The 21,620-nt window shown below is 65.9% G+C and carries 28 protein-coding genes; 27 read left to right on the top strand and 1 reads right to left on the bottom strand.

Going from position 1 to position 21,620, the window contains the following annotated elements:
* Positions 1–61: 61 nt before the first annotated feature.
* Genes CFB34_RS16365 through CFB34_RS16260 form a run of 22 tightly spaced genes read left to right on the top strand, consistent with a single transcriptional unit; the run spans position 62 to position 17,101 of the window.
* Positions 62–241 (top strand): hypothetical protein, encoded by a 180-nt coding sequence (locus tag CFB34_RS16365; RefSeq protein WP_089439910.1) that lies wholly within the window; start codon positions 62–64, stop codon positions 239–241.
* Positions 238–891 carry a putative metallopeptidase gene (locus CFB34_RS16360; protein WP_089439911.1) on the top strand — a complete coding sequence of 218 codons (654 nt, stop codon included), beginning with the start codon at positions 238–240 and terminating at the stop codon, positions 889–891. The genes CFB34_RS16365 and CFB34_RS16360 overlap by 4 nt, the downstream gene beginning before the upstream one ends.
* Before the next feature lie 17 nt (positions 892–908).
* Positions 909–1,388, top strand: coding sequence for a DUF2280 domain-containing protein (locus CFB34_RS16355; RefSeq protein WP_089439912.1), 480 nt, complete (start codon positions 909–911; stop codon positions 1,386–1,388).
* Between the two features lies 1 nt (position 1,389).
* Entirely contained in the window at positions 1,390–2,985 is a 1,596-nt protein-coding gene (locus CFB34_RS16350; RefSeq protein WP_089439913.1) for a TerL protein, read from the top strand.
* On the top strand, positions 2,982–4,565 hold the full coding sequence (locus CFB34_RS16345; RefSeq protein WP_089439914.1) for a DUF1073 domain-containing protein: 1,584 nt from the start codon (positions 2,982–2,984) through the stop codon (positions 4,563–4,565). Before CFB34_RS16350 ends, CFB34_RS16345 begins: the two co-directional genes overlap by 4 nt.
* Entirely contained in the window at positions 4,504–5,148 is a 645-nt protein-coding gene (locus tag CFB34_RS16340; RefSeq protein WP_242808724.1) for a phage minor head protein, read from the top strand. Before CFB34_RS16345 ends, CFB34_RS16340 begins: the two co-directional genes overlap by 62 nt.
* A gap of 1 nt (position 5,149) precedes the next feature.
* Positions 5,150–6,451: a DUF2213 domain-containing protein gene (locus tag CFB34_RS16335; RefSeq protein WP_089439916.1), complete on the top strand. Its 1,302-nt coding sequence runs from the start codon at positions 5,150–5,152 to the stop codon at positions 6,449–6,451.
* 12 nt (positions 6,452–6,463) lie between these two features.
* On the top strand, positions 6,464–6,952 hold the full coding sequence (locus tag CFB34_RS16330) for a hypothetical protein (RefSeq protein WP_089439917.1): 489 nt from the start codon (positions 6,464–6,466) through the stop codon (positions 6,950–6,952).
* A gap of 10 nt (positions 6,953–6,962) precedes the next feature.
* Positions 6,963–8,000, top strand: coding sequence for a DUF2184 domain-containing protein (locus CFB34_RS16325; RefSeq protein WP_089439918.1), 1,038 nt, complete (start codon positions 6,963–6,965; stop codon positions 7,998–8,000).
* Positions 8,001–8,009: 9 nt separating this feature from the next.
* Positions 8,010–8,447 carry a hypothetical protein gene (locus tag CFB34_RS16320; RefSeq protein ID WP_089439919.1) on the top strand — a complete coding sequence of 146 codons (438 nt, stop codon included), beginning with the start codon at positions 8,010–8,012 and terminating at the stop codon, positions 8,445–8,447.
* A gap of 55 nt (positions 8,448–8,502) precedes the next feature.
* The gene (locus tag CFB34_RS16315; RefSeq protein WP_089439920.1) at positions 8,503–8,886 is read left to right on the top strand and encodes a DUF4054 domain-containing protein; all 384 of its coding nucleotides are present in this window, start codon (positions 8,503–8,505) and stop codon (positions 8,884–8,886) included.
* Positions 8,887–8,914: 28 nt separating this feature from the next.
* A complete protein-coding gene (locus CFB34_RS16310; protein WP_089439921.1) occupies positions 8,915–9,397 on the top strand; it encodes a hypothetical protein in 483 nt (160 codons plus the stop codon).
* A 3-nt stretch (positions 9,398–9,400) separates the two neighbouring features.
* Positions 9,401–9,772, top strand: coding sequence for a hypothetical protein (locus tag CFB34_RS16305; protein ID WP_089439922.1), 372 nt, complete (start codon positions 9,401–9,403; stop codon positions 9,770–9,772).
* 4 nt (positions 9,773–9,776) lie between these two features.
* Complete coding sequence (locus tag CFB34_RS16300; protein ID WP_089439923.1) at positions 9,777–10,367, top strand: hypothetical protein; 591 nt, start codon at positions 9,777–9,779, stop codon at positions 10,365–10,367.
* A gap of 9 nt (positions 10,368–10,376) precedes the next feature.
* The gene (locus CFB34_RS16295; protein ID WP_089439924.1) at positions 10,377–12,197 is read left to right on the top strand and encodes a DUF3383 domain-containing protein; all 1,821 of its coding nucleotides are present in this window, start codon (positions 10,377–10,379) and stop codon (positions 12,195–12,197) included.
* Between the two features lie 15 nt (positions 12,198–12,212).
* Entirely contained in the window at positions 12,213–12,653 is a 441-nt protein-coding gene (locus tag CFB34_RS16290; protein WP_069705196.1) for a phage protein, read from the top strand.
* Between the two features lie 2 nt (positions 12,654–12,655).
* Positions 12,656–13,189: a phage tail assembly chaperone gene (locus CFB34_RS16285; protein WP_089439925.1), complete on the top strand. Its 534-nt coding sequence runs from the start codon at positions 12,656–12,658 to the stop codon at positions 13,187–13,189.
* Positions 13,186–13,371, top strand: a complete 186-nt coding sequence (locus tag CFB34_RS16280; protein ID WP_034195777.1) for a hypothetical protein — start codon at positions 13,186–13,188, stop codon at positions 13,369–13,371. Before CFB34_RS16285 ends, CFB34_RS16280 begins: the two co-directional genes overlap by 4 nt.
* Positions 13,364–15,202, top strand: a complete 1,839-nt coding sequence (locus tag CFB34_RS16275) for a glucosaminidase domain-containing protein (protein ID WP_143329440.1) — start codon at positions 13,364–13,366, stop codon at positions 15,200–15,202. Before CFB34_RS16280 ends, CFB34_RS16275 begins: the two co-directional genes overlap by 8 nt.
* On the top strand, positions 15,199–15,798 hold the full coding sequence (locus CFB34_RS16270; protein WP_089439926.1) for a phage baseplate protein: 600 nt from the start codon (positions 15,199–15,201) through the stop codon (positions 15,796–15,798). Before CFB34_RS16275 ends, CFB34_RS16270 begins: the two co-directional genes overlap by 4 nt.
* The gene (locus CFB34_RS16265) at positions 15,798–16,112 is read left to right on the top strand and encodes a hypothetical protein (RefSeq protein WP_089439927.1); all 315 of its coding nucleotides are present in this window, start codon (positions 15,798–15,800) and stop codon (positions 16,110–16,112) included. The genes CFB34_RS16270 and CFB34_RS16265 overlap by 1 nt, the downstream gene beginning before the upstream one ends.
* Positions 16,112–17,101: a hypothetical protein gene (locus tag CFB34_RS16260; protein ID WP_089439928.1), complete on the top strand. Its 990-nt coding sequence runs from the start codon at positions 16,112–16,114 to the stop codon at positions 17,099–17,101. The genes CFB34_RS16265 and CFB34_RS16260 overlap by 1 nt, the downstream gene beginning before the upstream one ends.
* Here the strand turns inward: CFB34_RS16260 and CFB34_RS16255 are convergent.
* Positions 17,092–17,613 (bottom strand): hypothetical protein, encoded by a 522-nt coding sequence (locus CFB34_RS16255; protein ID WP_179243607.1) that lies wholly within the window; start codon positions 17,611–17,613, stop codon positions 17,092–17,094. The two genes, CFB34_RS16260 and CFB34_RS16255, sit on opposite strands and share 10 nt — an antisense overlap.
* Here CFB34_RS16255 and CFB34_RS16250 point away from each other — a divergent pair.
* The 5 genes from CFB34_RS16250 to CFB34_RS16230 are packed head-to-tail and all read left to right on the top strand — an operon-like array spanning position 17,548 to position 21,617.
* A complete protein-coding gene (locus tag CFB34_RS16250; protein WP_089439930.1) occupies positions 17,548–18,333 on the top strand; it encodes a phage baseplate assembly protein V in 786 nt (261 codons plus the stop codon). The genes CFB34_RS16255 and CFB34_RS16250 overlap by 66 nt on opposite strands.
* 7 nt (positions 18,334–18,340) lie before the next feature.
* Positions 18,341–18,691 carry a hypothetical protein gene (locus CFB34_RS16245; RefSeq protein ID WP_089439931.1) on the top strand — a complete coding sequence of 117 codons (351 nt, stop codon included), beginning with the start codon at positions 18,341–18,343 and terminating at the stop codon, positions 18,689–18,691.
* Positions 18,688–19,875, top strand: a complete 1,188-nt coding sequence (locus tag CFB34_RS16240; protein WP_089439932.1) for a baseplate J/gp47 family protein — start codon at positions 18,688–18,690, stop codon at positions 19,873–19,875. Before CFB34_RS16245 ends, CFB34_RS16240 begins: the two co-directional genes overlap by 4 nt.
* A 2-nt stretch (positions 19,876–19,877) precedes the next feature.
* Positions 19,878–20,594 (top strand): DUF2612 domain-containing protein, encoded by a 717-nt coding sequence (locus CFB34_RS16235; RefSeq protein ID WP_089439933.1) that lies wholly within the window; start codon positions 19,878–19,880, stop codon positions 20,592–20,594.
* A gap of 30 nt (positions 20,595–20,624) precedes the next feature.
* Positions 20,625–21,617, top strand: a complete 993-nt coding sequence (locus CFB34_RS16230) for a hypothetical protein (RefSeq protein WP_089439934.1) — start codon at positions 20,625–20,627, stop codon at positions 21,615–21,617.
* Positions 21,618–21,620 lie beyond the last annotated feature (3 nt).

Raw genomic sequence — 21,620 nt, 5'->3', positions numbered from 1 at the left:
ATACGTGCGTCCAAAGCCCGCTGAGCGAAAGCCAGCGGGCTTTTTGCATTGGGGTTCCGCCATGTCTTTCCGCATCCTCGAAACCCGCATGTACCGCGACCCGATGCTTGTGCTCGAGGCGAAGCAGGAAGCCGAGCAGCGCGAACGGCAGCGGCAGGCGCTCAGGAACGAGCCCAGCCCAGCGCGCCGCGCTGCCGAGGCGCTGTTCGACCTGCCGCCGCGGTTGGATAGCGCGGCATGAGCAGGGCGCAGAGGACGGCGCCCGGCAGCAACCGGCCCATGCCGCCTGACGCGCTCTTCGACGACTCGAACTGGTTTCGTCACCTCATGCCGGCCGACGGCGTGAACGACTGGGTGCACCACACCTTCCTGCGTGACGGCGCGCCGCTGCACAACGGAGATCACGCGCACCTGGTCGACGCCGACGTTGCCTACCTCTGGGCGGCCGTCGAGAACGTGCGCCAGATGCGCCGCGTCGTCGGCCAGTGCGAAGAGGTGATGATCCGCGCCGGCGGCTGGCAGCGCGCCCGGCAGGAGCAGCAGCTCTGCGAATGGTTCGGCCGCGTGCCGGCGTTCCTGATCACGCTCGACGCGCACTATGCGCGCGAATGCAGCGACATGGAGTGGTGCGCGCTCGTCGAGCACGAGCTGTATCACATCGGCCAGCGCGACGACGGATTCGGCGCGCCGGCATTCACGAAGGACGGCATGCCGAAGCTCGGCATCCGCGGGCACGACGTCGAGGAATTCGTCGGGATCGTGCGGCGCTACGGCGTCGGTGGCGGCGCCGGCGACACCGCGAAGCTGGTCGACGCCGCGCGGCGCGCACCCGAGGTCGGACACGTCGACATCGCGCGCGCCTGCGGCACCTGCATCCTGCGGGCCGCGTAACTGAACGATTTTCCGCTATGGCAGCACTTCCCGACGCGATCAAGGTGTACATCACCCAGTCGCTCGCATGCTTCGACACGATCTCGCGAGTCGCGAAGGCGGTGCGCGATGAATTCGGCGTCGAGGTGTCGCCGCAGCAATGCGAGCGCTACGACCCGACGAAGCGCGCTGGCTCGGCGCTCAGCCAGAAATACCGGGAGATCTTCGAGCACACGCGCGAGGAATTCCTGAAGGACACGTCGCGCATCGGCGTCGCGCATCGCGCCGTGCGCCTCCGCAAACTCGACCACGCTGTCGGCATCGCCGAGCAGCGTGGAAACATTCCGCTGATGGCCCAACTGCTCGAACAAGCTGCGAAGGAAGCCGGCGACGCGTTCACGAACCGTCACCGCCTGGAGCACACGGGCAAGGAGGGCGGTCCGATCACCGCGATCTCGACTGTGACGAACGACCCACAGGAGGCGGCGAAGATCTACGCCAAGCTCATGAACCCGTAGCATGCCCATCCCGTTCCCGTTCGACTTCCGCACACCGGACTACGTGCAGGTGTTCGAATGGCGAGCGGAGCGGCTGAAGCGCATCCGCGCGAACCCGGCCATGCTGCCGGCGCTGCGGACGTTCTATCGTGACAACCCGGCCCAGTTCATCATCGACTGGGGCATGACGTTCGACCCGCGCAACGTCGAGCGCGGGCTGCCGGCGACGATCCCGTTCCTGCTGTTCCCGAAGCAGGAGGAATGGTGCCAGTGGTTCATGGAGCGCTGGAAGTCGCAGGAGCCGGGCATCACCGAGAAAACTCGCGACATGGGCATGTCGTGGCTCACGGTCGGCCTTGCCGACACGATCTGCCTGTTTCACGAGGGCGTCGCGGCCGGGTTCGGCTCGCGCAAGGAAGAGTACGTCGACAAGATCGGCGCACCGAAGAGCCTGTTCTGGAAGGCGCGCGAGTTCCTCCGGCTGCTGCCCGCCGAGTTTCGCGGATCGTGGGACATCGGCACGCACGCGCCGCACATGCGGATCCTGTTCCCTGACACCGGGTCGGTGATCACGGGCGAGTCGGGTGACGGCATCGGCCGCGGCGACCGCGCCAGCTTCTACGTGGTCGACGAGTCCGCGTTCCTCGAGCGGCCGCAGCTGGTCGACGCATCGCTGTCGGCGACGACGAACTGCCGCCAGGACATCTCGACGCCGAACGGCATGGGCAACTCGTTTGCCCAGCGACGGCACAGCGGCAAGATCAAGGTCTTCACATTCCACTGGCGCGACGACCCGCGCAAGGACGACGCCTGGTACGCGAAACAGGTCGCCGAGCTGCCGGCCGTCGTCGTCGCGCAGGAAATCGACATCAACTACGCGGCGTCCGTCGAGGGCGTCGTGATTCCGTCGGCATGGGTGCAGGCCGCTATCGGCGCGCACGTGAAGCTCGGCATCGAGCCGACCGGCCTGCGGCGCGGCGGCCTTGACGTCGCCGACGAGGGCAAGGACAAGAACGCGTTCGCGGGCCGCTACGGCTTCCTGCTGAACTACCTCCGGTCCTGGTCGGGCAAGGGCGGCGACATCTACGAGACGGTCGAGAAGACCTTCGGCATCTGCGACGAGCTCGGCTACGAGTCGTTCGACTACGACGCCGATGGCCTCGGCGCGGGCGTGCGCGGCGACGCGCGCGTGATCAACGAGCAGCGCATCGCGATCGGCAAGCGGCCGATCAATGACGAGCCGTTCCGCGGCTCCGGGCCCGTGCATGACCCTGAAGGCGAGATGGTCCAGGAGCGAAAAAACCAGGACTTCTTCGCGAACCTGAAAGCGCAGTCATGGTGGGCGTTGCGGCTGCGCTTTCAGGCGACGTATCGCGCCGTCGTCGAGGGTAAGCCGTACAACCCGGACGACATCATCTCGATCGACCCAGCGCTGGACGAGCTGTCCGCGCTGACGATGGAACTGGCGCAGCCAACCTACACCGTCAACGGCGTGGGGAAGATCGTCATCGACAAGGCGCCGGAAGGCACGAAATCGCCGAACCTGGCTGACGCGGTGATGATCGCGTATCAGCCGGCCGGTCAGGTTCTGGACATCTGGACAAGGTTGGCAGGATGAATCGAAAACAACGCAAGGCCGAGCAGCGGCAATACCGCGCGATGGCTGCGGATTCTGCCAACGCGAAACGCTGGCTGACGCCGGACAGCTTCCAGAACTTCGAGGCGCGCGTCGGGCTCGGCACGCCGAACCAGTCGTCCGCCTACCAGTACGGGTTCGACTTCATCTCGCGCAACCGCGTGCAGATGGAGGCGATGTACCGGTCGTCGTGGATCGTCGGCCAGGCCGTCGACGTCGTCGCCGAAGACATGACGCGCATGGGCGTCGAGATCGGTTCCGACATCGATCCCGAGGACAAAGACACCCTGAACCAGGGGTTCGAGAACCTCGCTATCTGGGACAGCCTGTGCGACACGGTGAAGTGGTCGCGCCTCTACGGCGGCGCGCTCGCCGTGATGATGATCGACGGGCAGGACGCGTCGAAGCCGCTGCGCCTGGACACGATTGCCGAGGGCCAGTTCAAGGGCCTATGCGTGCTCGATCGTTGGCTCGTGCAGCCGACGCTCAATGACCTGGTGCAGGAGCCGGGCCCGGAGCTGGGCATGCCGCGCTACTACGACGTCGTCGCCGACTCGATGGCGCTGCCGCGCCAGCGCATCCACTACAGCCGCGTGCTGCGCTTCGATGGCGTCACGCTGCCGTACTGGCAGCGCATCGCCGAGAACCTCTGGGGGCAGTCCGTCATCGAGCGGCTGATCGACCGCCTGGTCGCGTTCGACAGCACGACGATGGGCGCGGCGCAGCTCGTGTTCAAGGCGCACCTTCGCACGATGAAGGTGAAGGACCTGCGCAAGATCATTGCGATGGGCGGCCCGGCGCTCGAGGCGCTCCTGAAGAACGTCGACTTCATCCGTCGGTTCCAGTCCAACGAAGGGCTGTCGCTGATCGACGCCGACGACGAGATGCAGATCGACCAGTACGGGTTCACCGGGCTGGACGCCGTGCTGCTGCAGTTCGCGCAGCAGCTCGCCGGCGCGCTGCAGATCCCGCTCGTGCGGCTGCTCGGCCAGTCACCGGCCGGCCTGAACGCCACCGGCGAGTCGGATCTGCGCACGTACTACGACAACATCAAGCAGCAACAGGAGCGCCGGTTGCGCCGGCCGCTGAACGTGCTGTTCGAGGTGCTGTTCCGCTCCGTGCTCGGCAAAGCCCCCCCGAAGGGCTTCTCGTACGACTTCCGCGCGCTGTGGCAGATGACGGACGAGCAGAAGGCCGCGACGGCCAACACGATCACCGACGCGGTGACGAAGGCTGTCGACGCTGGTCTCGTGACGCCGGCCGGCGGCATGAAGGAGCTGCGCGCGTCGGCCCATCGGACTGGCGTGTTCTCGTCGATCACCGACGAGGAAATCAAGCAGGCCGAGGACGAGCCACCGCCGGCGGCTGAGATGGAGCTTCCCACTGATGCTGATGACCCGAACGACGGACCGCAAGCGACGCCGCAATCCGGTGCGCCTGGCCGCGCCCGAGCGTCAGCTAAGGACGCAGCTCCGCAAGATCGCCGAGCAGGTGGGCGCGTTGGTCGATGGCTTTCCGCCTGGCGATCCCGCGTACGCGCCGACGATCGAGCAGCTGCTTAGGCGATATGCCGAAGCGCTCGGCCCGTGGGCCGAGGTCACCGCCGCGCGGATGCTCGACGACCTGAACCGGCGCGACGAGCAGGCATGGATGCAGCAGGCGGCCGACATGTCGCACGCGCTGCGCGACGAGCTGCGGCGCGCGCCGACCGGCGAGACGATGCGCGCGCTGATGGCGGAACAGGTGGGGTTGATTAAGTCGATCCCGCTGGAGGCCGCCGAGCGCGTGCACCGTCTCACGATCGAGGCGCTCGAAGACAGCACGCGCGCGGCTGCGATCTCGAAGGAGATTCAGCGATCGGGCGAGGTGGCAAAGAGCCGCGCCGACCTGATCGCCCGCACGGAGGTTTCGCGCGCGGCGACGTCGCTGACGGAAGCCCGTGCGCTCGCCGTCGGCAGCACGCACTACATCTGGCGCACCAGCGGCGACAGCGACGTGCGCGCCGGCCACCGCGCGATGGAAGGCAAGGTCTGCGCGTGGAACGACCCGCCGGAGGTCGACGAGAACGGCCGCGTCATGCGATTCCACCCCGGGCAGATCTGGAACTGCCGGTGCTGGGCCGAACCGATTATTTCCGAGGACTGATATGCGCTTCTACACCGTACAGAAGCTCGGGCCGAAGCGTTCGCTCACGCCCGAGGGTTTCCTGCTGTGCGAGGACGTTCCCGTCGCGCGCACTGGCGAGATGCTGTACGCGGATGGCGAGGTGCCGATCGAGGCCGGCCCGGACGGGTTGATCCGTATCAGCCGCACGCCGGAGGAAGTGTTCCGCGACGCGACCCTCGCGAGCTGCGCCGGCAAGCCGGTGACACTCGACCATCCGGACGACTTCGTCACGCCCGCAACGTTCTCCGCGCTTGGCAAGGGCGTGATGCTGAACATCCGCCGCGGTGACGGCATCGAGAACGACCTGATCCTCGCCGACCTGCTGATCACCTCGCAGGACGCGATCGAAGCGGTGCAGGACGAAGAAATCGAAGAGGTCAGCCTCGGATACGAGGCCGACTACGAACAGGTATCACCCGGCCGCGGGGTACAGCGGAACATCGTTGTCAACCACGTAGCCATCGTCCCTCGCGGCCGCTGCGGCCCGCGCTGCGCGATCGGCGATAAGGAACCCGAGATGAAGACGAAAGACAGCAAGCCCTCGCGCCGGCCGGCGTGGCTCGATCGCCTGATGCAGTCCATGAAGGCTAAGGACGAAGCAGGCGTCGAGGAAGCGCTCAAGGAAGGGCAGGAAGCCATGGACGAAGAGTCCGAGGAAGAGCGCAAGAAGCGCGAGGCGGCCGAGGCCGGCAAGACCGGCGACAACGCACTGATCCTGAAGACGTTGCGCTCGCTCGATCGCCGCATGGCACGCATCGAAGCCCGCGACGCCGACCGCGAGCGCGAAACCGAGGACGACGACGAGGAAGAGGACGACGAGACGGACGAGACGAAGGACACCGTCATCGAAGCCGAAACCGCTGGCCGCCTCGATCAGTCGGGCGTCGATCTGTATACCGGCGACTCCGCTCGCCTGATTCCGGCCCGCGCCGAGATCCTCGCGCCGGGCGTGAAGCTCCCGACGCTCGACGGACTGAAGACGAAGGACCGCGCGGCCGCGCTCTGCCGCTGCCAGCGCAAGGCGCTCGACCAGGCGTACGAGACGGACGCCGGCCGCGCCGCGATCGCGCCGTTCCTCGGCGGTCGCTCGCCGGACTTCGACACCATGCCCGCGCGCGTCGTCGACACCATTTTCACCGGCGCGGCCGAACTGATGCGCGCGAAGAACAACGCCGGCGCCTCGAGCGGCAAGGTCAACACGCGCGATTTCGGCAAGGCAACCACGATCGCCGATATCAACAAGCGCAACGCGGAATTCTGGTCCAAGCGGGCCGGCCAATAAGGAGAGTGCCACATGGGCAACGCAATTCTGTTTCGCATGCCTTCGGGCATTCCCGGCGACATCAGCCGGCAGTCGCAGGCCACCGTCGAAACCGGGTTCTTCGATTCGACGAAGCCGTTCTCGGCATACGGTCTGTTCGGCAAGATCGCGAACGGCAAGTTCGTGCCGATCGGCGCCGGTGACGTCGCCACGACCGTCTACGGCCTGCTCGTGCGTCCGTTCCCGACGCAGAGCTCGCAGGACCCCGTCGGCACGTCGACGCCGCCGACCAGCGGCCCGGCCGACGTGATGCGTCGCGGCTATATGACCGTCCAGCTGAACGCCGGCGTCGCCGCGCTGAACGGCCAGGTCTACGTGCGCGTCGCGGCGGCCGCGGCCGGCAAGCCGATCGGCGGCATCGAAGCTGCGGCCGACAGCACCAACACGATCGCCATCGCCGGCGCGACGTTCATGGCGGCGGCCGATGCCGCCGGCAACGTCGAAATCGCCTACAACATCTAAGGGAGCCGACATGACGACTCACAACAAAACGCTGCTTGCCCGCGCGGCGGGCATCGCCATCGTCGGCGCGCCGGCGATCATCCGCGCACGCACGCGCGACGCGCTGATGACCTTCGACGCGGCGACGATCGACAGCACCGGCTCGTTCCTCGTCGGCGAGCTGGAACGGCTCGACCAGACGCTGCACATGCCGCTCGCGTCGGTCACGTGGTCGCGCGACATCGACCTCCGCGAGGACGTGTCGATCGCCGACGAGGTGTCGTCGTTCACGAACTCGACGTTCGCGGCCGCCGGCGGCGCTTCGCCGAACGGCAAGTCGTGGATCGGCAAGGACGCGAGCGCGATCGCCGGCCTGTCGCTGGACATCGGCAAGACGCCGAACCCGCTGACCCTGTGGGGCATGCAGATCGGCTGGACGATCCCGGAACTCGAATCCGCGCAGAAGCTCGGCCGCCCGGTCGACCAGCAGAAGTTCGAGGGCATGCAGCTGAAGCACAACATGGACGTCGATGAGCAGGTATACATCGGCGACCCGATCCTCGGCGTGACGGGGCTGGTGAATGCGGCGTCGGTGACCAACGCCAGCAACGCGATCACCGGCAACTGGGGCAGCGCGACACCGGCGCAGATGCTCGCGGACGTGAACGAGCTGCTCAATAGCGTGTGGGCGGCCTCGGCTTATGCCGTGTGCCCCGAACGCCTGCTGATCGACCCGCTCAACTTCTCGCGCCTGAACTCGGAAATCGTGAGCAGCGCGGGCAACATCAGCATCCTGCAGTTCCTGAAGAACAACTCGCTGTCGAACGCCATCAACGGCCGGCCGCTCGAGATCTACCCCTCGAAGTGGCTCACTAACCGCGGCGCGAGCAACACGAACCGCATGGTCGCGTACACGAAGGACAAGAACCGTGTGCGCTTCCCGCTCGTGCCGCTGCAGCGCACGCCGCTCGAGTACCGCGACATCCGCCAGCTGACGACGTACTTCGGCCGGCTCGGTGTCGTCGAAGTCGTGTATCCGGAAACCATCGGCTACCGCGACGGCGTGTAAGGGGACATCATGGCGAAGACGAAAATCTACGTTGCGAAGGCGTTCAAGCTGCTCGGTGCCGACGGCAAGCACACCGACTTCCACGTCGGCATGCACACGGTCGACGAGGCCGTCGCGGAAAACTGGTACGTGAAGCACCACCTCGGCGATCCGGGCGACGCGCCGGCGGCGGCCGGCAGCGACATGTCAGCTGCGCTCGCGGCGGCGCGCGCCGAGCTCGAAGCCGAGGGCGGCCGGCTGGCCGAGCAGCGTGCCGAGCTCGATGCGATGTCGAAGGGCATCGACGCGCGTGCCGCCGAGCTCGACGCGCGGGAGGGCTCGATCGCCGCGCGCGAACTGGAGCACGCGTCGAACGTCGCGGCGTTCGAGGCAGCCCAGGCGGCAGCTGCCGAGGCTGCTTCGCAGAAGGCGAGCGGCAGCCAGAAGCAGGGCGGCAAGCAGGCATAATGGCCGCAGGCGGGGCGCCACCGGCGCGCCCGCCATCTCCAACCGAAGGTGACCCGTGGACATCGCTCAGTTCCGCCAGACGTTTCCCGAATTCGAGAATTCGACGCTGTATCCCGATGCGGTCATCCAGATCTGGCTGACCGTGTCCGTGTCGCTCGTGAACCCGGACCGCTGGCAGGAGCTGACCGACATCGGCATCGGGCTCTGTACTGCGCACCACGTCGCGCTGTCGATGCGCGACCAGAACGCGGCGGCCATCGGCGCCGTGCCCGGGCAGGTGACCGGGCCGCAGTCGGCGAAGTCCGTCGACAAGGTGAGCGCCAGCTACGACACGGCGGCCGTCGCCATCAAGGACGGTGGATTCTGGAACAGCACCATGTACGGGATCCGCTATCTCAGCCTCGCGATGATGATGGGCGCGGGCGGCATGCAGCTGTAGCGCCGCCGCTGCCCGTCGGGAGAATCCCATGGGCAGCATGAAGGTAGACCGCCTCGACGAAGTGCTGAAGTCGATCGCCGGTCTCGTGAAGCAGGAAGTGCTCGTCGGCGTGCCCGACAGTACGGCCGGCCGCAAGGACGACGGTCAGCCGCTCAGCAACGCCGAGATCGGCTACATCCAGGAGACTGGATCCCCAGCGAACAACATCCCCGCGCGCCCGCACCTCGTGCCAGGCGTGCAGGACGCGCGGCCGAAGTTCGAGCCGCAGCTGCAGAAGGGCGTCGAAGCGGCGCTCGACGGTGACCTCGAACAGGTCCAGCGCCGGCTGAACATGGCCGGCATCGCAGCGCAGAACTCCGTGCGCGCGAAGGTCAACAGCAACATCGCCCCCGAACTGGCTGAATCGACGCTCGAAGCGCGGCGCCGGCGCGGCGTCACGCGCGAGAACACGCTGGTCGACACCGGCCAGTACCGCAACTCGATCACGTACGTGATCCGCAAGAAGGGGTAGCGCATGGCCTTCCTCGACGTTACCGAAGTCCTGCTCGATCCCGATTTCATGGATACCGGCCTGATCTGCAACCGCATGGCGCAGGTCGTCGACGTGCACGGGCGCGGCCAGAACACGCCCACCGCGAACACGTTCTCGGCCGTCGTGACGAGCGACAAGGGCGACATCCTGCACCGGAATGCCGACGGCAGCCGAATCATCGGATCGATCACGGTGCACACGATGTTCCGGCTGATGGACGGCAGCGCCGGCCACGACGCCGATGAAGTCGTGTGGGCGGGCCGCACCTACACCGTCGTCAACGTGAACGACTACTCGCACTTCGGCCGCGGCTTCGTCTGCGCGACGTGCGACCTGAAACCGCTTTCCGGATGACACCATGACCGACAGCTCGACCGGCGGATACCTGGCGCCAGCCGTCGATACGCCGCCGGACGAGGATGATGCCCTCGACGACCTGGTGCACGACCTGGTCGCGGGCATCACGGCCCTGTCTCCCGACCTCGTGCGGCCGCGCTGGCAACCGGTCGTCGCGAAGCAGCCCGAGCCGAGCGTCAACTGGTGCGCCTTCGGCATCCAGACGCAGACACCTGACGCGAGCCCGGCGATCGTGCACAACGGCGCGAACGAGGGCAGCGACACGTACATCCGTCATCAGGATCTCGACGTGCTCTGCACGTTCTACGGCCCGCAGGCCAAGGGCTACGCTCAGCGGCTTGCCGACGGTCTCTCGCTCCCGCAGAACCGCGAACAGCTCCAGCTGCTCGACATGGCGTTCGTCAGCGTATCCGAGATCCGCGCGGCGCCGGACCTGGTCAACCAGCAATGGGTGCGGCGATACGACATGTCCGTGAAGCTGCGCCGCAAGGTCACGCGCACCTACGCGGTCCTGAACCTGAAGTCCGTGCAGGCGTCGACGACGACAGACGCGTCGCCGCCGGTCACATCCACCATAAACGTCAACCTGTAGGGGATCAGCATGTCCAACGGACTGCCGGTATCGCGCCGCATCAACGTGACGCTCAGCCTCGCGGCGCTCGCGGCTCAGGGCGCGAACCTGAACGCCGCGCTGTTTCTGGGCGCATCGACCGTGATCGATACCAACGAACGGATGCGTGCATACACTGGGTCGAACCTTGCCACTCAGGTGGCATCCGACTTTGGCACGAGCGCGCCGGAGTATCTGGCTGCGGTCGAATACGCGAGTCAGTCGCCGCAACCCACGCAGCTCTGCATCGGCCGCTGGGCGAAGACGGCGACGTCGGGCTCGCTGCGGGGCGGCGCGCTGTCGGCGGCGCAGCAGGCGCTCGCGCAATGGCAGGCGATCACGAACGGCGCGTTCAATATAACGATCGACGGCACCGCGCGCAACGTATCCGCGCTGAACTTCTCGTCGGCCTCGAACCTGAACGGCGTGGCCTCGATTGTGCAGGCGGCGCTCGCGTCGTACGCGACGGTTGTGTGGACCGGCAGCCAGTTCCAGGTGACGAGCAAGTCGAGCGGGATCGGCGCGGCCGCGAGCGGCACGATCACGCTGACGGCGAACCCGGCCGCGAACGATACCGTCACCATCAACGGCACGGCCGTGACGTTCGTCGCTTCCGCGCCTACGGGCAGCCAGGTGCTGATCGGTGCCAACGCGGCTGCGACTGCGGCCAACCTGCAGGCGTTCCTCGCCGCTTCGACGGACGCGAACCTGTCCCAGTGCAGCTACTCGACGACCGGCGCCGTCACGACGGTGACTGCGATCGCGGTGGGCAACGCTGGTAACGCGATCACGCTGGCGAAGTCGAGCAGCGCGATCACGCTGTCGGGCGCCACGCTCGCCGGCGGTGTCGCGGCGTCGACGGTCAGCTACGCGACCGCGCCCGGCTCCGGCACCGACGTTTCGGCGATGCTGGGCCTGACGAGCGCGCTCGCGTCGGCGCCGGTGAACGGCATCGCAGCCGAGCAGCCGACGGCCGCAGTGGCGATCTTCCTCGACCGCTTCGCGAGCAAGTTCCTCGGGATCGAGTTCGCGGACACGGCGGTGACGGACGACCAGCACGTCGCGGTCGCGGCGATGATCGAGGCCGACCAGGCGCATATCTACGGGATCACGACCCAGAATCCGCAGACGCTGGATCCGACCGTGACGACCGATCTGGCCAGCCGCCTGAAGGCGCTCAACTACCAGTACTCGGTGATCCAGTACTCGAGCGCGAGCCCGTATGCGATCAGCTCGTTCCTCGGCCGTCTGCTGACCGTCGATTTCAACGGCAACAGCACGACGATCACGATGGACTACAAGCAGGAGCCCGGCATCGTCGCGGAAACGCTGTCGACGTCGCAGGCCAATGCGCTGCAGGCGAAGAACTGCAACGTCTTTGCGGCGTACCAGAACAACACCGCGATCGTGCAGTACGGCGTCACGCCGAGCGGCATCTTCGTCGATTCGATCTACAACGCGATCTGGTTCAAGAACGCAGTCCAGACGGCGGTCTACAACCTGCAGTACCAGAGCCCCACGAAGATCCCGCAGACGGATGCGGGCAACGCGCTGATCGCCGGCGCGATCTCGTCGGTGTGCGACCAGGCCGTGACGAACGGATACCTCGCGCCGGGCGTCTGGAACTCGGCCGGCTTCGGCGCCATCGTGCAGGGGCAGACGCTGTCGAAGGGCTACTACGTGTACGCACCGCCGATCTCGTCGCAATCGCAGGCGGATCGCGAGGCGCGTAAATCCGTTTCGTTCCAGGTCGCGGCGAAGGAGGCGGGCGCGATCGGCGACGTCGACATCGCGCTCACCGTCAACCGGTAAAGGAAGAAAACCACCATGAGCACCTACAGCTTTGTGGACGTCACCGCGACGATCGTCGGGCCGACGGGCGTGTTCTCGCTCGGCTACGGCGAAGCCACGGCCGAGGAAGGCATCGTGATCACGCGCGCTGGCGACAAGAACACGATGACCATCGGCTCCGACGGCGAGGGCATGCACAGCCTGCACGCCGACAAGTCCGGCCAGGTGACGCTGCGCTATCTGAAGACGGCGCCCATCAACGCCAAGCTGATGGCGATGTACGACGCGCAGTCGCTGTCGAGCGCCCTCTGGGGCAAGAACCTGATTGAGGTCTCGCAGACGGCTGCCGGCGACGTCATCACGGCGCGCAGTTGCGCGTTCAAGAAGGCACCGGACCTGAAGTATGCGAAGGACGGCGACATCGTCGAGTGGATCTTCGACTCGATCAAGATCGACAGCCTGCTCGGGACGTACTGACCATGGCGACCGAAATCCAACTGGGCGGCAAGCGATACCAGATCGGGCGCTTGAACGCGATGCAGCAGTTCCACGTGAGCCGGCGCATCGCGCCGATCATCCCGTCGATGATCCCGGTTCTGATGAAGTTCTATGCGGAGATCGAGCGCACGCGCAACGCGGCCGCAAATGCAGCCCTCGCCGCGCTCGCGGCCGACGCTGGCGGAGCTGGGGCAGCAACCGAACAGCGTGACGTGCTGGGCCTGGTCGACTCGATCGCACCGGTGCTGCAGCCGTTCGCCGATGCGCTCGCCGGCCTGAAGGACGAGGACGCCGAGTATGTGTTCGGCACGTGCCTGTCGGTGGTCGAGCGCCAGCATCAGAATGGCTGGGCGAAGGTCTGGTCGGCTGCCCATAAGACGTCGCTGTTCGACGATATGGACATGGGGTCCATGCTGCCGCTGGTCGTGCGCGTCGTGGTCGAGAACCTCGGCCCTTTTATCAACGGGCTGCTTACCAGCCAAGCGAGCAGCCCGGCGGCGACTACGGCTGGTTGAAGTCGCTGCCCGGCGGCGAGGACTGGCTGCTCGCGCCCGTGCACGCGCAGATGTGCCGGTTCGAGTCCTTGAAGGACGGGACGCTTGACCTGGCCGACGTCGCGCTGATGAACGATTCACTCACCGTCCGGGCAGACAACGAAGCGGCTTGGCGCCGCAGACAGGAAAGAGAAAATGGCTGAATCGGTCGTCATACGCGAGTTCCTGGTCGCTCTCGGCTTCAAGGTCGACGAGAAGGGCCTGAAGAACTTCACGGAAGGCGTCGAGGGGGCAACGAAGGGCGTCACGCGCCTGATCACCACGATCTCCGGCGCCGCGCTCACGCTCGGTGCGGGCGTGTCCGCGTTCGCGTCGAAGCTCGAACGGCTGTACTTCGTGTCGCAGCGCACGGGTGCCGCGGCGACGAGCCTGCGCGCGTTCGACTTCGCCGCGCGCAACCTCGGCGTATCGACCGAGGCTGCGTTCGGCACGATCGAGAATCTCGCACGCTTCCTGCGAAATAACCCGGCCGGTGAAGGGTATCTCGCGAGCCTTGGCGTGCAGACGCGGAACGCGAACGGCGAGCTGCGCGACACGGTCGACATCATGTCGGACCTCGGCGGCGCGCTCGCCAAGATGCCGACGTGGCGCTCCGCCCAGTACGCGAACATCTTCGGGATCGACGAGAACCTGATGCTCGCGATGCGCAACGGGGACTTCGAGAAGTTCCTGAAGCAGTATCGCGAGATGTCGGCGACGACCGGCCTGGACAAGGCGGCCGACGATTCGCACAAGTTCATGGTCCGGCTGCGCGAGATCGGGACGACGTTCGAGAACCTCGGCATCCGCATCGAAGGCGTGATGCTGCAGAAGATCGGGCCGCAGCTCGATCACTTCCAGAAATGGATGGACGACCATGGCGAGGAAATCGCGCGCCGGATCGGCGACATCGCGAGCGCCTTCGTCAACGCGGCAGCCGCCATGGGACCGCCGCTGAAGTGGCTCGCCGACCAGTTCCTCGAGCTGGACAAGGCGACGGATGGTTGGTCGACGAAACTGCTGTTCATGGTCGGCATCTTCAAGGTGCTGGGCGGCTTCCAGATCATCGCGGGCGTATGGAAGATGGTCGCGGCGCTGCGCGCGATGGGAGCCGCTACGGCGGCCGCATCGACTGCCGGCGCGGCGGCTGGCGCCGGCGGGTTGCTCGGCCGCCTGCTGCCGTTTGCCGCGCGGCTTGCTGGCGGTCTGGGGTTGCTGCTGCACAGCGAAGACCTGAACAGCGGCGAGCAAGAAGAATTGCGCCGGCGCCAGGCTCTCGGGCCGACGATTGACGGTCAGCCGGGCGCCGACACGTCGACGCCGCCGCCGGCAGCGGCCGGCGTACCAGGTGCCGAGGCCGCTGCCGGCGGCAGCAAACTGGCCGCACCGGGCTTCCTCGATCGCGTGCGCGCGGCGATCGCGGCGGCGAAGGAATCCGAGCGCAAGTATGGCGTGCCCTGGCTGGTCACGTTCGCGCAGTGGGCGCTCGAAAGTGGGTTCGGTAGCAGCGGCCTTTCGAAGCGGAGTAACAACCCGTTCAGCATTCAGGCGACAGCGGGTCAGGACTTCGTATGGGGCCTTGACCATCGGGCCGACGGCACGCCGTACCAGGCGAAGTTCCGCCGGTTCAAAACGCTTGAGGACGCGTTCGATGCGCACGCGCAGTTGCTGGCGAAGGGAAAGCCGTATGCGAACGCCCGCAAGGTGATGGGCAATGCGTTTTCGTTCGCCGACGCACTGACCGGCGTCTACGCGGAGGACCGCAATTACGGCACGAAGCTCAAGAAGATCATGTCGAACGCACTGCAGAATCCCGAGTGGCTCGCTCCGGCGGCCACCCAGGCCGGCGCGTCGAATCACGTCGAGATCAACCAGGACGTCAAGATCCAGGTGAGCGGGTCCAGTGACCCTGATGCGACCGCGCGGTCCGTCGCGCGCGAGCAAAAGGGCGTCGCTGACGCCACGGTGCGGAACATGAAGGGGGCGATGACGTGAGCACGCTTTCCGACATCCTCGATGTCACGCTGGTAGGCAGCAAGAAGATTGGCACCGTAACGATCGCGGCAGCGATCGAGGAGGTGTACAGCGATGAGGTGGTCGTGACCGAGCACCCGGTCGAAACGGGCGCGCCGGTGAACGACCACGCGTACATGCGGCCGCGCGAGATCCTGATGAAGTGCGGATGGAGCAACGCCGACTACGAGGCGCTCCTCGGCGCGGCCGTCGTGTCGTTCGACGAGACCGGCGCCAACACGATGGCGACCGGCACGTATGTCGACGCGGTGTACAGCCAGCTGCTGCAGATTCAGAGCCTTCGCAAGCCGATCGATATCGTGTCGACGCGCCGGAAGTACTCGAACATGCTGATCACTGGGCTTTCAGTCGTTACCGACCAGAAGAGCGGTTCAGCGTTGATGCTCACGGCGTCGTTAAAGCAGGTGATCATCGTGAGCACGCAGGCTACGAAGCTACCGCCGCGCGCGAATCAGGCGAATCCGGCCGCTACTGCCGAGACGCAGAACGCGGGAGCGAAGTCGGCTGTGCCGGCAACGCCGGCGCCGGGCGGATCGGTTCCACCGACGAGCATGTGATGACGACGTTCTACGAAATCCCGCTGACGCCCGATCCGCAGACGTTCACGATCACGCTGAGCAGCGTCATTTATCGGCTGACGGTCCAGTATCGAGCCGCCGGTGGTACCGGCTGGATTCTTGATATTGCCGATGCGAACGGCAACGCACTTGTGAACGGCATTCCTCTCGTCACGGGCGTCGATCTGCTCGGCCAGTATGCATATCTCGGCTTCGGTGGCCGTCTATGGGTGCAGGGTGCGGTGAGCCCTGACGATGTCCCGACGTTCGACGACCTCGGCGTGGGCTCGCATGTTTTCTGGGTGACCGACTGATGGCAACGCAACAATTTGGCCGCAAGGTCTCGCTGATCGTCGGGCCTGACTCAGGCGATGCACTGGACCTGTCAGGCCTGCGCATTGTGTTCCGCGTGCAGCGCGGCGACCTCCAGACACCGAACTCGGCGCGGATCCGAGTGTACAACGTGTCCGACAATACCGCGCAGCGTGCGGCCGCTGAGTTCACGCGCGTGGTGCTACAGGGCGGTTACGAGGGCAATTACGGGATCATCTTCGACGGATCGATCATCCAGGTGCGGCGCGGGCGCGAGAGCCCGACCGACACATACATCGACATCACGGCCGCCGACGGCGATATGGCGTACAACTTCGCAGTGGTCAATACGACGCTCGCGGCAGGCTCGACGCATGCGGACGTCGTCGACGCATGCTTGAAGGCGATGGGGAAGTACGGCGTGACGGCGGGCTATATCGCGGATATGCCATCGAACCCGATGCCGCGCGGCCAAGTGCTGTTCGGTATGGCACGTGACCACCTCGAAACGGTAGCACGCTCGACGCAAACCCTCTGGTCGATTCAGGACGGACAGTTGCAGATCGTGCCCGAGACGTCGTACGTGCCCGGCGAGATCCCGGTGATTGATGCGACATCGGGCATGATCGGGCTACCCGAGCAGACGCAGAATGGCATCACCGTGCGCATGCTGCTCAACCCTGCCGTGAAGATCGGGCGCCTGATCCAGCTCGACAACTCGAGCATCCAAAGGTACGAATTCAGCCTGAGCAGCGCCGACGCTATCGCCAATCGAAACACGTCTCTGCAGAACAAAATCAACGGGGACGGCTTCTACTACGTGATGTCGAACGAATTCTGGGGAGACACGCGCGGCAACGATTGGTACAACGAGGTGATCTGTTTGGCCGTCGATGCGACAGCTCAGGACCTGAACCTCGTAAATAAGAGCGATCAGGGAGTCAGCGGTGTTGTGCCGCCGAAGCTCGGGGTAATCGACCCTTATGGCTGACGGAACTGTTGCTTGTAAGCTGCGATGTTCTTCTGTCGCTGCTCTTCGGTCATAAGTGGCCCGAGAACGCGCCCGTCACCATTGTCGAGAACGTCTACACGATAGAGGTTCATCAGGTTCACGCTCGGAAGAAACGTCCCGTCGTTGCCGACTATGACGGCCTCTGCTCCCGACGGGTCGTTGGTCCGCGCCCAACATCCGGCGATCGGCTTCTTGAATGCCGGATTGAAGATGAACGCGAGCCTCATGTGTTTGTAGTTCGCGACCGCGAGCGGACATGCGACTTTCGGATCTAGCATGTACAGCATCGACGCGTTTTTGATTACGCCGTCGACGGGCGGCTTCATCGCCATGACGTAAGCCTCACTGGTTTCTGCAACCGCGCTTGCGCTGGCGAATGACAACGCGGCAAGTGCAACAGCTAAAATTTTTTTCATTCTTCCCCCATGGATCGAAAAGAGCGAGTCGACGACGAGCTGGCCTCGCTGCGCTCGGCGCTGCGCGGGTGGCAAGTCGGAATCTGGACGGCACTTCCCGGCGTGATCGAGTCATTCGACGCTGCCGCGCTGACCTGCGTCGTGCAGCCGACCATCAAGGTTCCGGTCCGGGCCAATGACGGCACGGTTACGACATCTGCGTTGCCTCCCGTCGTCGACTGCCCGATGCAGTTCCCGTCTGGCGGAAATTGTACGCTGACCTTCCCGGTGGCTCCAGGCGACGAATGCCTCCTGGTCTTCTCGTCGCGCAGCGTCGATGCCTGGTGGCAGTCGGGCGGGGTGCAGGAGCAAGCCGCGCAGCGCATGCACGACCTATCCGACGGGTTCGCGCTGCTCGGCTTCCGATCGCGCCCGCGTGCGCTGCCGGGCATCAGCGCGACGTCCGCACAGCTGCGCAGCGATGACGGCGCGACGTACGTCGACCTGAACCCGGCAGCCGGCACGCTGAAGCTCGTCGCGCCAGGCGGCCTCGAGATCGATGCGCCGACGGTGAAGGTCAATGCCGGCACATCCGTCGAGGTGAACTCGCCCCAATCGACGTTCACGGGAGCGCTCACGGTCGAAGGCGTCTTCACCTTCCTGGCGGGGCTGATCGGCAGCGCTGCCGAAGGCGTCGCAGCGACGATCACCGGCACGATCAACTTCATCGGGACGCTGACCTCGAACGGCAAGCGCATCGACGACTCGCACACGCACTCCGACCCGCAGGGCGGCAATACCGGCCCGGTCAACTGAGACATTCATGCGATACCGAAAACTCGACGCTGACGGCGACTACGTCTTCGGCGGGTCGGCGAACGACTTCCTCGTGAACTCGCCGGACGCCGTCGCGCAGGCGGTCATCACGCGCCTGCGGCTGATTCGTGGCGAGTGGTTCCTAGATACCACGGTCGGCATGGATTGGCCGGCCGTGATCGGGAAGAACACACAGGGCACGGCCGACGCGGCGATCCGCGCGTGCATCCTCGGCACGACCGGCGTCACCGAGATCACCGAGTATGCGAGCTCGCTGGACAGCACGACCCGCACGCTGACCGTCACCGCGACGATCACGACGCTCTACGGCACCACCACCTTCGAGACGACCCTGTGACGACGACGCTCACCACTGTCGCGCCAACCATCAGCGCGAGCGGCATTACCGCGCCGACCTATGCGGACATCTACGCCTACTTCCAGGCGAAGTACCAGGCGATCTATGGGACGGACGTCTACATCGACCCGGACAGCCAGGACGGGCAGCTGCTCGCCGTATTCGCGCAGGCGATCGCGGACTGCAACTCGGTCACGATCGGCGTCTACAACTCGTTCAGTCCGTCGAAGGCGGTGGGCGCCGCGCTGTCGAGCAACGTGAAGATCAACGGGATCCAGCGCGAAGCGGCGTCTTATTCGAGTGCCGACATCACGCTGGGCGGCCAGGCCGGCACGACGATCACGAACGGGATCGTGAAGGACGGCAACAACTACCAGTGGGCGCTGCCGGCGACCGTCACGATTCCGCCGGCTGGCGAGATCACGGTTACGGCGACGTGCACGACGATCGGCGCGATCACCGCGCTTGCCGGCACGATCAACCAGATTGGTACGCCGACGCGCGGCTGGCAGACGGCTTCGAATGCGTCGGATGCTGCCGCCGGCGCGCCGGTCGAGCTGGACCCCGCCCTGCGCGCGCGGCAGAGCGTATCGACGGCGCTGCCGTCGCAAACGGTGCTCGACGGGATCGTCGGCGCTGTCGGGAACGTCCCGGGCGTGACGCGCTACGTCGCGTACGAGAACGACACCAGCGTGACGGATGCGAACGGTATCCCTTCGCACTCGATCGCGCTCGTCGTCGAGGGCGGAGACGCGACGGCGATCGCCAACGCGGTCACGGTGAAGAAGACCCCGGGCGGAGGCACCTACGGCACGACGCAGATCATCACGACGAACCGCTACGGCATGCCCGTGCCGATCAACTTCTTCCGGCCCACCGATGCACCGATCGCCGTCGCCGTTGCGATCCGTGTGTTGCCCGGCTATACGACCGCGACAGGCATCGCCATGCAGAACGCGATCGCCGCGTACATCAACAGCGTCGTGATCGGCGGGGGCGCGGCACAGAGCGTCGAATGGGACGAATGCGTCACGCAGGCGAAATCCATCAGCGGCGCGTCGACGTTCAAGATCATGAGCCTCGTGCTCACTGGGCCGCGCGGTGCCGGATCGCCGGATGTCGCTCTGCTGTTCAACGAATCGGCCTCGTGTACGGCTGATCAGGTGACGATCACGACGGGGTGAGCATGGCTGAACTGGACGACTACACCGGGCTGATCACCTCGGAGCATCAGCCGCGTCCGATCTTTATGGCGGTCGTCGCGGCATGGCTATCGCCGATCGTCGACCAGATCAACGTGCTCGGCGGCATGCCGGCGCTCTTTGACCTCGACTCGGCCGTGGGCGACCAGCTCGACACGCTGGGGGAATGGATCGGCCTGTCGCGGCAGGTGAGCACGCCGCTGGTCGGCGTGTACTTCGCCTTCGACATCTTCGGCCTTGGCTTCGATCAGGGGGCATGGAAAGGACCGTTCGATCCAGACACCGGCCTCGTGTCGCTGGACGATGGAACGTATCGAATGGCGCTGCGCGCGAAGATCGCGGCGAACCACTGGGACGGAACGCCGGACGCCGCCGGCGCGATCCTTGAAATGCTGGCGCCGCCCGGCACACTGGTCTTCATCGAAGACCACTGCGACATGTCGATCACGATCGGCATCGCTGGGAAGCAGCCCAATGCGCTGTATGCGGCGCTTCTGACGAAGGGCTTCCTGTCCCTGAAGCCGGAAGCGGTCCACGTCAACTACGCCTTTACGTCGCTCGACGGCTCGCCGGTGTTCGGTTTCGACGTCGACAACGAGTACGTCGCCGGATTCGACGCCGGCGCGTGGTCGACGACGAGCCTCACCCCGCAAAACCTTCTCGACTACACCTTCGCCCTCGACGTTTCGACGCTCGCCTGACGCGTCGTCACGACATTTTCTGGACTTCACATGGCAATCGAAAACGACTTTCTGCCGTTCGCGGTAGGTGCCGGCGCGAACGTGCTGACCCAGGCCCAGTACGCTGCGCTGGCTGCGGTCTCGCAAGGCTTCCAGTCCGGCACGGCGCAGTCCGCTGCATGCAACAAGGCGTGGCGGCAGTCGACCATCATGGGCGCCGTGCTCGCGCAGTTCATCGTCGCACGGACCGGTCAGCCGGCGATCGACGACGGCACCACGGCGACGCTGCTGGCGAACCTGCTTGCATCGGCCGCGGCGGTGAACGGGGATGCGACCAAGACGTTTGCCGTCGCTACCGCGACAGCATCGAATCAGGCCGTCAACCTCGGCCAGCTCGCGAACCTCAAGACCGTTGCGGCTTTCGCCACGAACGGCACGTTCACGGTACCGGCAAACGTGACAGGCATCTGGGTGAGCGGCGTTGCGGCCGGCGGCGGCGGCGGTGCAGGTGCCAGCACGGGCGGCTTGTCGACGCTTGTCGGCGGTGGTGGTGGTGGTGGCGGAGGGAGCGGGCAGTTCCTCATGCGCGCGTTTTTCGCCGTGACGCCCGGGCAGCAGATCGTGATCTCGATCGGAGCTGGCGGAATCGGCGGCGTCGTCGGCGGCGCGAGTGCCACTGCCGGGGGAAACACGGTGATCGGCACGCTCGCAACGCTGACTGGTGGCGGCCCGGGATCAGCCGGCGTGGCCGCGACGGTGAACGCTATCGGCGGTGGCGGAAACGGCGGCCTCGGTGGCTCGGGCAACCCGGGCGGCCAGGCCGGTACGGACGGCAACTATATGGGCAACGGCGGCTTCGGCGCGTCGTCGCCGTTTGGTGGTGGCGGTGCTGGCGGAAAGTCGGCTCAGGGCAGCGCACAGGCGGGCACCGGGGCCGCGTTCGGTGGCGGCGGTGGCGGCGGTGGCGGTTGTTACGGTAGCTCCGCTGGGACCGCTGCGGGCGGCGGCTCCGGCGGTCAGGGTCTGGTCATCATCGAGTGCTGAACG

It is taken from the genome of Burkholderia sp. HI4860 (genome assembly GCF_002223045.2).
In the GTDB taxonomy this organism is placed as follows: Bacteria; Pseudomonadota; Gammaproteobacteria; order Burkholderiales; family Burkholderiaceae; genus Burkholderia.
The sequence above is the reverse complement of the archived record's forward strand: the minus strand, read 5'-3'. Positions and strand labels throughout refer to the sequence as shown.

What these genes read in the sequence shown, in the direction of transcription:
- CFB34_RS16365 (WP_089439910.1), top strand. Translation starts at nt 62, where the DNA reads ATGTCTTTCCGCATCCTCGAAACCCGCATGTACCGCGACCCGATGCTT.
- CFB34_RS16360 (WP_089439911.1), top strand. Translation starts at nt 238, where the DNA reads ATGAGCAGGGCGCAGAGGACGGCGCCCGGCAGCAACCGGCCCATGCCG.
- CFB34_RS16355 (WP_089439912.1), top strand. Translation starts at nt 909, where the DNA reads ATGGCAGCACTTCCCGACGCGATCAAGGTGTACATCACCCAGTCGCTC.
- CFB34_RS16350 (WP_089439913.1), top strand. Translation starts at nt 1,390, where the DNA reads ATGCCCATCCCGTTCCCGTTCGACTTCCGCACACCGGACTACGTGCAG.
- CFB34_RS16345 (WP_089439914.1), top strand. Translation starts at nt 2,982, where the DNA reads ATGAATCGAAAACAACGCAAGGCCGAGCAGCGGCAATACCGCGCGATG.
- CFB34_RS16335 (WP_089439916.1), top strand. Translation starts at nt 5,150, where the DNA reads ATGCGCTTCTACACCGTACAGAAGCTCGGGCCGAAGCGTTCGCTCACG.
- CFB34_RS16330 (WP_089439917.1), top strand. Translation starts at nt 6,464, where the DNA reads ATGGGCAACGCAATTCTGTTTCGCATGCCTTCGGGCATTCCCGGCGAC.
- CFB34_RS16325 (WP_089439918.1), top strand. Translation starts at nt 6,963, where the DNA reads ATGACGACTCACAACAAAACGCTGCTTGCCCGCGCGGCGGGCATCGCC.
- CFB34_RS16320 (WP_089439919.1), top strand. Translation starts at nt 8,010, where the DNA reads ATGGCGAAGACGAAAATCTACGTTGCGAAGGCGTTCAAGCTGCTCGGT.
- CFB34_RS16310 (WP_089439921.1), top strand. Translation starts at nt 8,915, where the DNA reads ATGGGCAGCATGAAGGTAGACCGCCTCGACGAAGTGCTGAAGTCGATC.
- CFB34_RS16305 (WP_089439922.1), top strand. Translation starts at nt 9,401, where the DNA reads ATGGCCTTCCTCGACGTTACCGAAGTCCTGCTCGATCCCGATTTCATG.
- CFB34_RS16300 (WP_089439923.1), top strand. Translation starts at nt 9,777, where the DNA reads ATGACCGACAGCTCGACCGGCGGATACCTGGCGCCAGCCGTCGATACG.
- CFB34_RS16295 (WP_089439924.1), top strand. Translation starts at nt 10,377, where the DNA reads ATGTCCAACGGACTGCCGGTATCGCGCCGCATCAACGTGACGCTCAGC.
- CFB34_RS16290 (WP_069705196.1), top strand. Translation starts at nt 12,213, where the DNA reads ATGAGCACCTACAGCTTTGTGGACGTCACCGCGACGATCGTCGGGCCG.
- CFB34_RS16285 (WP_089439925.1), top strand. Translation starts at nt 12,656, where the DNA reads ATGGCGACCGAAATCCAACTGGGCGGCAAGCGATACCAGATCGGGCGC.
- CFB34_RS16275 (WP_143329440.1), top strand. Translation starts at nt 13,364, where the DNA reads ATGGCTGAATCGGTCGTCATACGCGAGTTCCTGGTCGCTCTCGGCTTC.
- CFB34_RS16265 (WP_089439927.1), top strand. Translation starts at nt 15,798, where the DNA reads ATGACGACGTTCTACGAAATCCCGCTGACGCCCGATCCGCAGACGTTC.
- CFB34_RS16260 (WP_089439928.1), top strand. Translation starts at nt 16,112, where the DNA reads ATGGCAACGCAACAATTTGGCCGCAAGGTCTCGCTGATCGTCGGGCCT.
- CFB34_RS16250 (WP_089439930.1), top strand. Translation starts at nt 17,548, where the DNA reads ATGGATCGAAAAGAGCGAGTCGACGACGAGCTGGCCTCGCTGCGCTCG.
- CFB34_RS16245 (WP_089439931.1), top strand. Translation starts at nt 18,341, where the DNA reads ATGCGATACCGAAAACTCGACGCTGACGGCGACTACGTCTTCGGCGGG.
- CFB34_RS16235 (WP_089439933.1), top strand. Translation starts at nt 19,878, where the DNA reads ATGGCTGAACTGGACGACTACACCGGGCTGATCACCTCGGAGCATCAG.
- CFB34_RS16230 (WP_089439934.1), top strand. Translation starts at nt 20,625, where the DNA reads ATGGCAATCGAAAACGACTTTCTGCCGTTCGCGGTAGGTGCCGGCGCG.